We start from the raw sequence: 12,990 nt of genomic DNA, 5'->3' as shown, positions 1-12,990 counted from the left end.
AGCCAGACGAACGCTATGCGCTTGCGTCTTCTGATGAATAGAAAGTACTAGGGGATGAATGGACGACGTGAGTGTGATGTGGACGCGCGTTTGGCGTGATCTTCTGCCCGAAATATCCCCATTTGGGCACGCGGCAGGGTGAATATTGCCTCCCACTGCCGGACACAGTGGAGTCGAAACAAAAGTTATGGGATGATTAGGCGGTTTTTCAGGGGGCGGGATGGGAAAGCTTACGCTGTTATTATTGATATTGCTTGGCTGGCTTCAGTACTCACTGTGGCTGGGCAAGAATGGCATTCATGATTATGTTCGGGTGAAAGATGATGTTGTTGTCCAGCAGGGGAACAATGCCAAATTAAAAGACCGTAACGAACAGCTGTTTGCTGAAATTGACGACCTCAATGGCGGACAGGAAGCGATTGAAGAGCGTGCACGCAATGAGCTGGGGATGATTAAACCCGGTGAAAGCTTCTATCGTCTGGTGCCAGAATCGAACCATCGTAACGCGAATACGACGTCATCTAATAACGCTCCATCCAACAACACACAACGTTGACGCATGCAGACACCACGCCTTTCCCCGCCTGACATTGTTGCCGTTTTACCCGCTGCGGGTAACGGCAGCCGGATGCAAAACGATCGTCCTAAGCAGTATCTGACGATTGGCAATGATGCGACCGGCCATAAAACCATTCTTGAACATACCATCGACGCGCTTTTACGCCATTCACGCGTGCAGCGTGTCGTCGTCGTTATCAGTCCTGATGACGCATTCTTTCATACCCTGGCGATTGCCAACGATCCCCGTATTTGTGCCGTGACGGGCGGGCAGCAGCGTGCGGATTCCGTGTTGGCTGGGCTGTCCGCCGTTGCCGATAGCGCATGGGCGTTAGTGCATGACGCGGCGCGTCCGTGTCTGCATCAGGACGATCTGACGCGCCTGCTGGCGATTGTCGAGCAGAGTGACGTTGGTGGGATTCTGGCCGCGCCGGTTCGTGATACCATGAAGCGCGGCACGGACGGGTTTATCGATCGCACGGTAGAACGTAACGATTTATGGCATGCGCTGACGCCGCAGCTTTTTCCTGCTGCGCTGTTGAAACAGTGCCTGCAACGGGCGCTTCAGGATGGCGTTGCCGTCACAGATGAAGCCTCCGCGTTGGAATACTGTGGCTATCGCCCGCAAATTATCAGCGGACGTTCAGATAATATCAAAGTCACTCGTCCAGAGGATTTGGCATTAGCCGAATTCTATTTAACCAGTTTGCAGTAACCTCATTTTATTCGCTAAATTTATTCGTTAAATACAGATAAGGAGAACGCGCGATGCGTATCGGTCACGGTTTTGATGTCCATAAGTTCGGTGGAGAAGGTCCGCTGGTGATCGGTGGCGTGCGAATTCCTTATACTCAAGGCCTGCTGGCCCATTCCGATGGGGATGTGGTGCTGCATGCCGTGACCGATGCGCTGTTGGGAGCCGCGGCGCTGGGCGACATTGGCAAGCTGTTTCCTGATACCGATCCGGCCTTTAAAGGCGCGGACAGCCGTGGCCTGCTGCGTGAAGCCTGGCGTCGTATCAATGAAAAAGGCTATCAGTTAGGCAATCTGGACGTCACGATTATTGCTCAGGCGCCGAAAATGGCACCGCATATCCCGCAAATGCGCGTGAATCTGGCGGAAGATTTGCAGTGTCATATGGACGACGTCAATGTGAAAGCCACCACGACAGAGCAACTGGGCTTTACTGGCCGCGGCGAAGGCATTGCCTGTGAAGCTGTTGCCCTGTTGGTGAAAAAAGAAACGGGCGAAATTGTTGCGTGGTAAGCGATAGTCTTATCAGTCATAGAAAGTTAACAGTATAAAAAACAATGTCGTGGCCGTGCATCATCCGGCCATGCACCTTGTAGGATAACGATGGAAAATAACGAACAACTCGCCTGGTTGCACGGTGAACCACAGGCTACTGGCTCATTGAAATCCGCTGCTGAAGATTTTCTGGTGGTGGAAGATCTGGGGTTTCAGCCAGATGGTGACGGTGAGCAGGTATTGGTGCGCGTGCGCAAGCGCGGTTGCAATACGCAATTTGTGGCCGAGATGCTGGCGAAATTTGTTCGTCTACCGCTGCGTGCCGTTAGCTATGCGGGCCTGAAAGATCGTCATGCTGTCACCGAACAGTGGTTCTGCCTGCACATGCCGGGAAAAGAGACGCCAGATTTCTCCTCGTTGGCGCTTGAAGGTTGTGATGTGCTTGAGGTGACTCGCCATCGTCGCAAGCTGCGGATCGGTACGCTGCGAGGTAACCATTTTACGCTGGTGCTGCGTCAGGTCAGTGACCGAAACGAGGTCGACGCTCGTTTGGCGCTAATTGCCGCGAACGGCGCGCCTAATTATTTCGGCAGCCAGCGTTTCGGACGCAACGGAAATAATCTTGAGCAGGCTCGTCTTTGGGCAAATAACGAGATTCGGGTAAAAGAACGCAGTAAGCGGAGTTTTTATCTTTCCGCTAGCCGCAGTGCGATGTTTAATCAGGTTGCCAGTGCACGACTCGCGGGGCAGCAGGCGAAAACGGTCTTGTGTGGTGATGCATTGCAGCTAACAGGTCGCGGCAGCTGGTTTGTTGCTAAGCCTGACGAATTAGACGTTTTACAGACTCGCCTTGATGCGGGCGAACTCCAGATTACCGCACCGCTGCCTGGTGATGGTGAACTGGGCACGCAGGATGACGCGCGGGTGTTTGAAGAACAGGCTTTGCTCGGACAAGACACGCTGTGGTCTTTGATTAAGCGTGAGCGGGTCGAACCTGCCCGGCGTGCGGTGCTGCTGTATCCGCAGCAGATGCACTGGGAATGGCAGGACGATGCGACCGTGGAAGTGAAGTTTTGGCTACCTGCGGGTAGTTTTGCGACCAGCGTGGTGCGTGAATTGCTGCATTCACAGCAGGATACCGATCTCGGTGCCTGATGTACTGCGATACTTTTTTGCAGAAAATAGTTGAAAAGAATAATGCTGGCAACCGTGCGATAGCGGCGGTTAGCTTACCCCTGTGCGGGAAAATTGCTGTATTGGTGACGAGGTTAACCAGAGCTGAGGTCGGCGGGGAATGGTAAACAAGCGTATAGAAACGTTGTTGGCGCAGTTGCGCCAGCAGGGCATTCAGGACGAGCGTCTGCTGAAGGCGATAGAAGCCGTACCCAGAGAACGTTTTGTTGATGAGGCTTTCGAGCATAAAGCGTATGAAAATACCGCTCTGCCTATTGGTTCCGGCCAGACGATTTCGCAGCCCTATATCGTTGCGAAGATGACGGAACTGCTCAGCCTGACGCCCGAATCTCGCGTGCTGGAGATTGGCACTGGGTCGGGTTATCAAACGGCAATTCTGGCGCATTTGGTGCGGCACGTTTGCTCGGTTGAGCGCATCAAAGGGCTGCAATGGCAGGCTAAACGTCGCTTAAAGCAGCTTGATTTGCATAATGTTTCTACCCGTCATGGCGATGGGTGGCAGGGCTGGGCGTCGCGCGGGCCGTTTGATGCCATCATCGTGACTGCTGCACCGCCGGAAATTCCCCGAGCGCTGATGGAACAGCTTGATGAAGGTGGCGTGATGGTGTTGCCTGTTGGTGAACAGTCACAATACTTACAAATTGTTCAACGCCATGCTGGCGAATTTATTATTCAAACGGTTGAAGCTGTTCGGTTTGTTCCGCTGGTCAAAGGGGAATTAGCCTGATACCGTGGCGTTGGTATGCATTTGTTGTTAAGTCTTTAAAATTTCAACACAACTGTTTTATAGTGCGAACTTGTTGATATTGTTAGCATCTAATCATCGTGGTGCCTTTCTCGTTTTGCTTATGCGCCAGCGATGGTGAAGTAGCGATCTTTCTCGTTCCAACTAACGAATAAATCACCGGATACCGGTTACGCTACAATCACTTACGCTACGGGCAGTTGAGCTACAACCCGTTAAGCGAGAGCAGATGCGAGGTAGACATGTCCGAATTGAGTTCTGAGTATTACTGTTTTTTGAATGTTATCGACACTTTTTTGAACGCTATAGTTATAGGGGAGTAAGGCGCATGGGAAGCCGAATGATGAATTTGCGTCACATTGCTGCTTGTACGGTGATTGCCTTAGGATTGGCGGGATGTACCAACAATAATTCCAAATCCGCACCGATCAGCAGCGTTGACGGAAATACGGGCAACCGAGGGGGAATGTTATCTGCGCCACCATCACGCATTTCAACGGCGGGTGAAAGCGTTGCAACAACGTCCGACGGACGAATTGTTTATAACCGCAGCTACGGCAATATTCCGAAAGGCAGCTATAGCGGCGGCAATGCCTACACGGTTAAACGGGGCGATACCCTGTTTTATATCGCGTGGATTACCGGTAATGACTACCGGGATCTGGCGCAACGCAACAATATTCCTGAGCCATACAGCCTGAATGTGGGGCAATCACTGAGCTTAGGCAACGGATCGGGTAACAACGCTTCGGGCGGTGGCCTGACGAGTGGTGGTGGAATGTTGGCAACAACCGATGCCACCCGAGGTGGTATACCAACGCCGCCATCAAGTGCGCAAATACAAACTACATCGGTTGATTCTCAGTCAACTAATGCGTATTCTGGTAATCAGGGTAAACAGAATGTAGGTAAGATGTTACCTACGACAGGGGCACCAACAACCGCTCCTGTTTCCGCACCAGCGGCTGTTGCCAGCAGCAATACGGCTGCTGTCGGCAGCTGGCGTTGGCCTACCGATGGGAAAGTCATAGATAGTTTCTCCGCTTCTGAGGGGGGAAATAAAGGGATTGATATCGCCGGCTCACGTGGGCAACCGATCACCGCAACCGCCAGCGGGCGCGTGGTGTACGCGGGTAATGCGCTACGTGGTTACGGAAATCTGATAATCATCAAACATAATGATGACTACCTCAGTGCCTATGCCCATAACGATACGATGCTAGTCCGTGAACAACAAGACGTCACGGCAGGACAAAAAATCGCTACGATGGGCAGTACGGGCACCAGCTCAGTTCGCTTGCACTTTGAAATTCGTTACAAGGGGAAATCCGTAAACCCGCTGCGTTTTCTGCCGCAGCGATAAATCGGGCAGAGTATTTCGGTATTCTGCCAAGGGATCACGGGTAGGAGCCACTTATGAGCCAAAGTACGCTGAAAGTTAACGAGTTACATGAAGATACCGATTTCGAAGAAAATGGACTTGACGTTTTTGACGATAAAGCGCTGGCAGAGGAAGATACCAATGATAATGACTCGGCGGAAGACGAGTTATTATCGCAAGGGGTCCCACAGCGTGTCCTTGACGCAACACAGCTCTATTTAGGAGAGATCGGCTATTCGCCGCTTTTAACCGCAGAAGAAGAAGAAGTTTATTTTGCCCGACGCGCGTTGCGTGGCGATGTTCCATCGCGCCGCCGGATGATCGAGAGTAACCTGCGGCTGGTGGTGAAAATTGCCCGCCGTTACAACAATCGTGGTCTGGCGCTGCTGGACCTGATTGAAGAGGGGAACCTCGGCCTGATCCGTGCGGTTGAAAAATTCGATCCAGAAAGAGGATTCCGTTTTTCAACCTATGCGACCTGGTGGATTCGACAGACGATAGAACGGGCGATCATGAATCAAACCCGTACCATCCGTTTGCCGATTCACATTGTCAAAGAACTCAACGTTTATCTGCGCACTGCGCGCGAACTGTCTCATAAACTGGATCACGAGCCGAGTGCGGAAGAAATTGCCGAACAGCTTGATAAGCCCGTTGATGACGTCAACCGCATGCTGCGCCTGAATGAACGTATTACTTCCGTCGATACTCCGCTGGGTGGCGATTCGGAAAAAGCGCTGCTGGATATTCTGGCAGACGAAAAAGATAACGGACCTGAAGACACCACTCAGGATAACGATATGAAGCAGAATATCGTTAAATGGTTGTTTGAGCTTAATGCCAAACAGCGTGAGGTGTTGGCGCGTCGTTTCGGCCTGCTAGGGTACGAAGCGGCTACGCTGGAAGATGTAGGTCGTGAAATCGGCTTAACGCGTGAACGGGTTCGCCAGATTCAGGTTGAAGGCTTACGCCGCCTGCGGGAAATTTTGCAGGTTCAGGGGTTGAGCATTGAAGAACTGTTTCGTGAATAATTCGTGACGCGTTACTGATGTCTTGAAATAAAAAATGGTGGGGAAACCCACCATTTTTTATGCCTGTATTCGCCCTTCCGCGTGAAAGGGCGGTCCGACGGCGATTAGCGTACGATATTCGCCAGCAGGAAATCGATGATTTCGCTGGTTTTAATCATTTGCTTTTCACCGACCCGACGGTTCTTATATTCAATCTCTTCGCTATCCAGATTGCGATCGCCAATGACGATGGTATGCGGCACGCCAATCAACTCCATATCGGCGAACATCACGCCTGGACGCTCTTTACGGTCATCCAGCAGAACTTCAATGCCTTTAGCGCGCAGCTGCTGGTAGATATCCTCAGCCACTTCCTTCACGCGGAAAGACTTGTGCATGTTCATTGGCAGAATAGCAACGTGGAAAGGTGCAATTGCATCTGGCCAGATGATGCCGCGTTCGTCATGATTCTGCTCAATCGCCGCCGCGACAACGCGCGTCACACCAATACCGTAGCAACCCATCGTCAGTGTCTGGTTACGGCCGTCTTCACCTTGAACCGTCGCTTTCAGCGCCTCAGAATACTTGCTACCCAGTTGGAAAATATGGCCCACTTCGATACCGCGTTTAATTTGCAGTGTGCCTTTGCCGTCTGGACTGATGTCGCCTTCAACTACGTTACGGATATCTGCAACCTGCGGTAGCGTAACGTCACGTTCCCAGTTGATACCAAAATAGTGTTTGCCATCAATGTTCGCGCCAGCGCTGAAATCGCTCATCGCCGCAACGGTACGATCGACAACAACAGGAATCGACAACTTGACTGGGCCAAGTGAACCTGGACCTGCACCGATAGTTGCACGAATTTCTTCTTCTGTTGCGAACGTCAGCGGGCTGGCAACCTGAGCAATTTTCTCCGCTTTGATTTCATTCAGTTCGTGATCGCCGCGAACCAGCAGGGCAACCAGTTTATGGCCGCTCTCTTCCGTTGCTTTAACCAGCAGCGTTTTCACGGTTTTTTCTACCGGCAGCTTAAACTGCTCAACCAGCTCGGCAATGGTCTTGGCATTTGGCGTATCAACCAGACGCAACTCTTCCGTCGCTTCAGCACGGCCTAACTTCGGCGCGACAGCTTCTGCCAGTTCAATGTTTGCCGCGTAGTCGGATTCCGTTGAGAAAACGATATCGTCTTCGCCGCTGGTCGCCAGTACCTGAAACTCATGGGAGGCGTTGCCACCGATAGAACCGGTATCCGCCTGAACGGCTCTGAAATCCAGATCCATACGGCTGAAAATCTTGCTGTAAGCGGCGTACATCGCGTCGTAAGTGACCTGCAACGATTCCTGCGAGGTATGGAAAGAGTAGGCGTCTTTCATCAGGAATTCACGCGAGCGCATGACGCCAAAACGTGGGCGCACTTCATCGCGGAATTTGGTTTGAATCTGGAAGAAATTCAGCGGCAGCTGCTTATAAGAGCTGACTTCATTACGAATCAGATCGGTAATCACTTCTTCGTGCGTTGGGCCGAGCACAAATGGGCGCTCACCACGATCGACAAAACGCAGCAGTTCTGGGCCATATTGATCCCAACGTCCACTTTCCACCCATAAATCGGCAGGCTGAACAACGGGCATGGACACTTCAATCGCGCCAGCGTTGTTCATCTCTTCGCGCACGATATTTTCAACTTTTCTCAAAACACGTAAACCGGTCGGCAACCAGGTGTAAAGACCTGAGGCCAGTTTACGAATCATTCCTGCCCGGAGCATCAACTGATGGCTGATGACTTCTGCATCGGCTGGCGTCTCCTTGAGTGTGGAGAGCATGTATTGGCTAGTACGCATGGGGTTTTAGTTCCGTTAGAACGACAAGTAGCATAGGGCTGCCGCGCAGCCGAAGGCACATAAAAAGTGGCTTAGTTTACCAGCGTGGGCGACGTGTCAAAAGAGAGCAGGGACAATTTTAGAATATATTGCTGCGGTTCGTGTATTAACACGTATGTGACGGGTCGAGACTTAACACTTCGGTTTGTTCTTCGCTGACGCGCCAGCGCACATTGAATTCCAATAGTAAAACGGCGTATTCCCGTGTAGTGATTTCCCCTTTACGGTAGGCGGGGCGGGGATCCTGTGCCAATACCTGAGAGATAAAGCGTTTTAACTGGGGATATTTCTTTTGGTGTTTTGCGATCTGACTTTCCGCAAGGGGGGAGAAAGCGACGGGCATCGCGGCATCGGGTGCCATTTGGGCAAATCCCGCTCGTGCCTGAGGATGGCTTTCTGCAAAGGGTAGGTAAGGTTTAATATCGATGACCGGTGTACCATCAACCAGATCGAGACTGCCTAAGTCGAGCGTAATCGCATCGCCTTTTGCTCGGATGCCTTTTAATTCAACCAGCGACATGCCAACAGGATTGGGACGGAAGGTGGAACGCGTAGCGAAAACGCCTGTACGTGTGTTTCCTCCCAGACGCGGTGGTCGAACTGTCGGACGCCATCCGCCTTCCATCGTTTGATGAAAAATGAACACTATCCAAATATGGCTGAAATCTTCCAGCCCCCGCACACAGTCCGCCTGATTGTACGGCGGTAATAGCTGAAGCTCTCCGCCTCCGTCTTCAATCAGACCCGGCTGCCGTGGAATGGCAAACTTTTCTTTATACGGTGAGCGGATAATCCCGATCTGATTGAAAACAAATTGACTCATTGTGCAGAAACTTTCAGCGCGGTGCCTTGGCAAACGACCTGGCTGTAGCAACCCGCTACGCCGCTGACGGTTTGGCATTCATGCAGTAAAACCGCATTAGCTTTCATTGCCGTTGCACGGTTTTGCATTCTTTTACGCGCATTTGCCGCGTTAGGGGGAGAGTCCTGAGCGCTGACCTGACATGAGGAGCCTGAAACTTCGCCCATATCACGGAAAGGTTTACCGACTAATTCTTCTGCACTTTTATATAACACCGCTGGCGTCGGGCGAGCTACAGGCTTCGGTTTAGGCGCAGGTTCTACAGTTTTGGTTTCAATAGCGGGTTGAGGTGCCGGTGCCGGTGGCTTCTGAAATAAAGAACAGCCTGTCAGCGACATTGCCAACAATATAAAGGGAACAGCACGCATTAAGGATTCCTCTGCTTTTTCTCAAAGAGCGAGTATTGAAGCAAGCAATTGCACAAATAACAAGACGGGCCGTAGCCCGTCTTACAGATATCTTTTAATTAAACGCGTTAGGATGGGATTACCAGCCTTTCACTGCGCCGCCATTAAAGATTTTATTTGCTGCGTCATTCACTTCATCAGACTGATAAGCCTGAACGAATTTCTTCACATTTTCAGCGTCTTTGTTGTCTTCACGTGAAACCAACAGGTTTACATACGGAGAGTCTTTCTCTTCAACAAACAGGCCATCTTTGGTCGGCGTCAGGTTAATCTGGCTAGCGTAAGTGGTGTTGATTACCGCCAGCGCGATTTGTGCGTCATCTAAAGAACGTGGCAGCTGTGGTGCTTCCAGCTCAACCAGTTTGATGTTTTTCGGGTTTTCAGTCACATCCAGTACGGTTGGCAGCAGACCAACGTTGTCTTTCAGTTTAATCAAGCCGACTTTTTGCAGCAGCAGCAGAGAACGGCCCAGGTTGGTCGGATCGTTTGGCAGCGCAACTTGAGCACCATCTTGCAGCTCATTCAGCGATTTGATCTTTTTGGAGTAACCCGCGATTGGGTAAACAAAGCTGTTGCCGACAGAAACCAGTTTATAACCACGATCTTTGATCTGCTGATCCAGATAAGGTTTGTGCTGGAAGGCATTCAGGTCGATGTCGCCTTTGCTCAGGGCTTCATTTGGCAACACATAGTCGTTGAATGTGACCAATTCAACGTCTAAGCCGTATTTATCTTTCGCCACTTTCTGCGCGACTTCCGCCACTTGCTGCTCTGCACCAACAATAACGCCGACTTTAATATGATTAGGATTCTTTTCTTCCTGACCACATCCTGCTAGCGCCAGAGCACCAATAAGTGCGCCAATGGTCGCAATAGATTTCAGTTTAATCGCCATATCCTTACCCCTAATTAATTATTCTCTTGGCAGATGCCTGTATGGCAAATGCGTATTGTGATGACTACTTGTGTGTGACAGCTTTTACTGCCCTGTCGCCGCAGAATTGAATCAGGTAAACCAAAACAACCAGTAATATTAATACCGTATTCATGACCGTCGCGTTATAACCAATATAACCATACTGATAACCAATTTGACCTAAGCCGCCTGCGCCCACGGCTCCACCCATAGCAGAATAGCCTACGAGTGTGATTAGCGTGATAGTTGCGGCATTAATGAGTCCTGGTAATGCTTCCGGCAGTAATATTTTTCTGATGATTTGCATTGGCGTCGCACCCATCGCACGAGCGGCTTCGATCAGGCCGGTAGGAATTTCAAGCAGCGCGTTTTCCACCATACGTGCAATAAATGGTGCCGCGCCGACGGTGAGAGGAACGATAGCCGCTTGTAGGCCAATCGAGGTTCCGACAATGATGCGGGTAAAAGGAATCATCCACACCAGCAAAATAATGAATGGAATCGAGCGAAAAATATTTACCAGTGCAGAAACGGTTCGGTAGAGCTTTGGGTTGGCGATGATTTGCCCCGGACGTGTGGTATACAACAAAACGCCTACGGGTAAGCCAAGCACAAAGCCAAAGAAACCAGAAACGAACGTCATTGCGACGGTTTCCCATACACCCTTAGCCATTAACCACATCATTGCTTCAGACATAACCCAGAACCTCAATTGTAACGTGACTTTCCTGCAGGAATTGGATTGCGGCTTTGATATCCGCATCGTTGCCGTGCATTTCTGCCAGCATGATGCCGAACTTGACGCCACCGGCATAATCCATCTGGGCGCTGATAATGTTGTTGTTGACGTTAAAGCGTCGAGCAACCTCGGACAGCAGCGGAGCATCCACAGATTTACCCGTAAATTCCATGCGTAATAATGGCGTGGTATCCGGGCGAGAGTCAGGGGACAGACGGGCGAGGTAATCGTCTGGGATGTCGAGGTGTAACGTTGACTGAATGAATTTCTGTGCCAGCGGTGTTTTCGGGTGTGAGAAGACTTCGCTTACGGTGTCCTGCTCAATGAGCCGTCCGTCGCTGATCACCGCAACCTGATCGCAAATGCGTTTCACCACGTCCATCTCATGGGTAATAAGAAGGATGGTGAGGCCCAAGCGGCGATTGATGTCTTTCAGTAACTCAAGAATCGAACGGGTTGTTGCAGGATCCAACGCGCTGGTTGCTTCGTCACACAGCAGAACTTTAGGATTGCTAGCCAGTGCACGGGCAATGGCGACGCGCTGCTTTTGTCCGCCGGACAAATTGGCCGGGTAGACATCATGCTTATCTGCCAGTCCAACCAACTCCAACAACTCATTGACTCGTTTGGTTATGTCGGCTTTCGGCGTGTTATCCAATTCCAGCGGTAGTGAAATGTTGCCAAAAACGGTGCGCGAAGCGAGCAGGTTGAAGTGTTGGAAAATCATGCCGATTTGACGGCGTGCACGCGTCAACTGGCTATCTGACAGCTGGGTTAGCTCTTGTCCATCAACCAGCACTTTCCCTTCTGTCGGACGTTCCAATAAATTGACGCAGCGGATGAGTGTACTTTTACCTGCGCCCGATGCGCCGATAACGCCATATATTTGCCCGGTGGGAACATGAAGGCTGACATCAGCAAGCGCGGTAATTGTTCGCCCGTTTTGCTGAAAAACCTTAGTAATATTAGAAAGTTCAATCATATGTTTTTTATCGTGAGTGCCTATGGCTGGATAAATCAGTTTCTGAATTAACAGAATATGAAACGGATGTTAGGGCGTCTAGACGTCTAAGTCAATCGGGATTGTCATGGCTCTGCATTCTCCCTATGCGTGAAAACATGCGATACTACTGCGTAATTTAGGCATTCAGGAGCAAAGTCAGTGGCACAAAGCGTTCCAGCAGTTTTTCTTGATCGTGACGGCACGATCAATGTCGATCACGGTTATGTTCATGACATTGACCATTTTCAATTTATTGATGGCGTCATCGATGCCATGCGTGAGTTGAAAAGCATGGGGTTCGCGCTGGTTGTTGTGACGAATCAGTCCGGCATCGCCCGCGGTAAGTTTACAGAAGATCAGTTTATGCAACTTACAGAGTGGATGGACTGGTCGCTTGCCGATCGTGGTGTTGATCTGGATGGCATCTATTTTTGTCCGCATCACCCTGAAGCAGGGGAAGGTGAGTATCGCCAGAGTTGTGATTGCCGTAAGCCTGAGCCGGGCATGCTGCTTTCCGCACAGCGTGAGCTGAACATTGATATGACGGCTTCTTATATGGTGGGAGACAAATTAGAGGATATTCAGGCTGCAATTGGTGCTGGTATAGGAAAAAAACTGCTAGTTCGTACCGGTAAACCCGTCACTGAGCAAGGCGAGACACTGGCTGATGGTGTGCTGGAAAGCCTCGCAGACCTGCCAAAATGGATAAAAACGCGCAGTTAACAAGCGGAACGAATGAAAGATGCGCAAACAGAAAAAAGTTTACGATATTTGCTTGCGCTTCTAAATCGGCTCCCTATAATGCGCCTCCATCGACACGGCGCTGTGAACACACAACCGGGTCGATAAAGAAAGAGAAAACGCTTTAAAATAAGCGTTGACTCTGAAGGTGAAAAGCGTAATATACGCCACCTCGCGAAGTGGTTAAGGCCACAACGCACTGCTCTTTAACAATTTAATCAGACAATCTGTGTGGGCACTCACAAGACCGTATCTTAACGATATAAAAAAGTCTTGAAGAGTGAACAACAGTAAATTCATTAC

The 12,990-nt window shown here is 50.6% G+C and carries 14 protein-coding genes; 8 read left to right on the top strand and 6 right to left on the bottom strand.

Annotation, left to right across the window (positions count from 1 at the left end; genetic code table 11):
- Positions 1–220: 220 nt before the first annotated feature.
- From ftsB to rpoS, 7 genes are all read left to right on the top strand, one after another.
- Positions 221–556, top strand: coding sequence for a cell division protein FtsB (gene ftsB, locus H4F65_RS17840; RefSeq protein WP_010681587.1), 336 nt, complete (start codon positions 221–223; stop codon positions 554–556).
- 3 nt (positions 557–559) lie between these two features.
- Positions 560–1,273, top strand: coding sequence for a 2-C-methyl-D-erythritol 4-phosphate cytidylyltransferase (gene ispD, locus H4F65_RS17835; protein ID WP_010681586.1), 714 nt, complete (start codon positions 560–562; stop codon positions 1,271–1,273).
- A gap of 53 nt (positions 1,274–1,326) precedes the next feature.
- Positions 1,327–1,824 carry a 2-C-methyl-D-erythritol 2,4-cyclodiphosphate synthase gene (gene ispF, locus H4F65_RS17830; protein ID WP_005973491.1) on the top strand — a complete coding sequence of 166 codons (498 nt, stop codon included), beginning with the start codon at positions 1,327–1,329 and terminating at the stop codon, positions 1,822–1,824.
- Between the two features lie 90 nt (positions 1,825–1,914).
- Complete coding sequence (gene truD, locus H4F65_RS17825; protein WP_010681585.1) at positions 1,915–2,961, top strand: tRNA pseudouridine(13) synthase TruD; 1,047 nt, start codon at positions 1,915–1,917, stop codon at positions 2,959–2,961.
- Between the two features lie 139 nt (positions 2,962–3,100).
- Positions 3,101–3,727, top strand: a complete 627-nt coding sequence (locus H4F65_RS17820; protein WP_010681583.1) for a protein-L-isoaspartate(D-aspartate) O-methyltransferase — start codon at positions 3,101–3,103, stop codon at positions 3,725–3,727.
- 358 nt (positions 3,728–4,085) lie between these two features.
- On the top strand, positions 4,086–5,108 hold the full coding sequence (nlpD, locus tag H4F65_RS17815) for a murein hydrolase activator NlpD (protein WP_039317034.1): 1,023 nt from the start codon (positions 4,086–4,088) through the stop codon (positions 5,106–5,108).
- A gap of 53 nt (positions 5,109–5,161) precedes the next feature.
- Positions 5,162–6,157: an RNA polymerase sigma factor RpoS gene (gene rpoS / locus H4F65_RS17810; RefSeq protein ID WP_205536109.1), complete on the top strand. Its 996-nt coding sequence runs from the start codon at positions 5,162–5,164 to the stop codon at positions 6,155–6,157.
- Positions 6,158–6,261: 104 nt separating this feature from the next.
- On the opposite strand, the gene proS is transcribed toward rpoS, so the two are convergent.
- The 6 genes from proS to metN all read right to left on the bottom strand — a co-directional run bounded on the left by proS (position 6,262) and on the right by metN (position 11,925).
- Positions 6,262–7,980 (bottom strand): proline--tRNA ligase, encoded by a 1,719-nt coding sequence (proS, locus tag H4F65_RS17805; RefSeq protein ID WP_010681581.1) that lies wholly within the window; start codon positions 7,978–7,980, stop codon positions 6,262–6,264.
- Positions 7,981–8,125: 145 nt separating this feature from the next.
- A complete protein-coding gene (gene tsaA / locus H4F65_RS17800; RefSeq protein WP_010681580.1) occupies positions 8,126–8,842 on the bottom strand; it encodes a tRNA (N6-threonylcarbamoyladenosine(37)-N6)-methyltransferase TrmO in 717 nt (238 codons plus the stop codon).
- Entirely contained in the window at positions 8,839–9,249 is a 411-nt protein-coding gene (rcsF, locus tag H4F65_RS17795) for an Rcs stress response system protein RcsF (RefSeq protein ID WP_010681579.1), read from the bottom strand. Before rcsF ends, tsaA begins: the two co-directional genes overlap by 4 nt.
- A 118-nt stretch (positions 9,250–9,367) precedes the next feature.
- Positions 9,368–10,183 (bottom strand): MetQ/NlpA family lipoprotein, encoded by an 816-nt coding sequence (locus H4F65_RS17790; RefSeq protein WP_010681578.1) that lies wholly within the window; start codon positions 10,181–10,183, stop codon positions 9,368–9,370.
- Positions 10,184–10,247: 64 nt separating this feature from the next.
- Complete coding sequence (locus H4F65_RS17785; RefSeq protein WP_010681577.1) at positions 10,248–10,901, bottom strand: methionine ABC transporter permease MetI; 654 nt, start codon at positions 10,899–10,901, stop codon at positions 10,248–10,250.
- Complete coding sequence (gene metN, locus H4F65_RS17780; RefSeq protein WP_039319028.1) at positions 10,894–11,925, bottom strand: methionine ABC transporter ATP-binding protein MetN; 1,032 nt, start codon at positions 11,923–11,925, stop codon at positions 10,894–10,896. The genes H4F65_RS17785 and metN overlap by 8 nt, the downstream gene beginning before the upstream one ends.
- A gap of 180 nt (positions 11,926–12,105) precedes the next feature.
- Between metN and gmhB the strand changes: the two genes are divergently transcribed.
- A complete protein-coding gene (gmhB, locus tag H4F65_RS17775; protein ID WP_010287690.1) occupies positions 12,106–12,669 on the top strand; it encodes a D-glycero-beta-D-manno-heptose 1,7-bisphosphate 7-phosphatase in 564 nt (187 codons plus the stop codon).
- Positions 12,670–12,990: the final 321 nt, after the last annotated feature.

Source organism: Pectobacterium brasiliense, from assembly GCF_016950255.1.
In the GTDB taxonomy this organism is placed as follows: domain Bacteria; phylum Pseudomonadota; class Gammaproteobacteria; order Enterobacterales; family Enterobacteriaceae; genus Pectobacterium; species Pectobacterium brasiliense.
The sequence above is the reverse complement of the archived record's forward strand: the minus strand, read 5'-3'. Positions and strand labels throughout refer to the sequence as shown.

Coding starts and splice junctions, on each gene's coding strand:
- ftsB (WP_010681587.1), top strand. CDS start 221: ATGGGAAAGCTTACGCTGTTATTATTGATATTGCTTGGCTGGCTTCAG.
- ispD (WP_010681586.1), top strand. CDS start 560: ATGCAGACACCACGCCTTTCCCCGCCTGACATTGTTGCCGTTTTACCC.
- ispF (WP_005973491.1), top strand. CDS start 1,327: ATGCGTATCGGTCACGGTTTTGATGTCCATAAGTTCGGTGGAGAAGGT.
- truD (WP_010681585.1), top strand. CDS start 1,915: ATGGAAAATAACGAACAACTCGCCTGGTTGCACGGTGAACCACAGGCT.
- H4F65_RS17820 (WP_010681583.1), top strand. CDS start 3,101: ATGGTAAACAAGCGTATAGAAACGTTGTTGGCGCAGTTGCGCCAGCAG.
- nlpD (WP_039317034.1), top strand. CDS start 4,086: ATGATGAATTTGCGTCACATTGCTGCTTGTACGGTGATTGCCTTAGGA.
- rpoS (WP_205536109.1), top strand. CDS start 5,162: ATGAGCCAAAGTACGCTGAAAGTTAACGAGTTACATGAAGATACCGAT.
- proS (WP_010681581.1), bottom strand. CDS start 7,980: ATGCGTACTAGCCAATACATGCTCTCCACACTCAAGGAGACGCCAGCC.
- tsaA (WP_010681580.1), bottom strand. CDS start 8,842: ATGAGTCAATTTGTTTTCAATCAGATCGGGATTATCCGCTCACCGTAT.
- rcsF (WP_010681579.1), bottom strand. CDS start 9,249: ATGCGTGCTGTTCCCTTTATATTGTTGGCAATGTCGCTGACAGGCTGT.
- H4F65_RS17790 (WP_010681578.1), bottom strand. CDS start 10,183: ATGGCGATTAAACTGAAATCTATTGCGACCATTGGCGCACTTATTGGT.
- H4F65_RS17785 (WP_010681577.1), bottom strand. CDS start 10,901: ATGTCTGAAGCAATGATGTGGTTAATGGCTAAGGGTGTATGGGAAACC.
- metN (WP_039319028.1), bottom strand. CDS start 11,925: ATGATTGAACTTTCTAATATTACTAAGGTTTTTCAGCAAAACGGGCGA.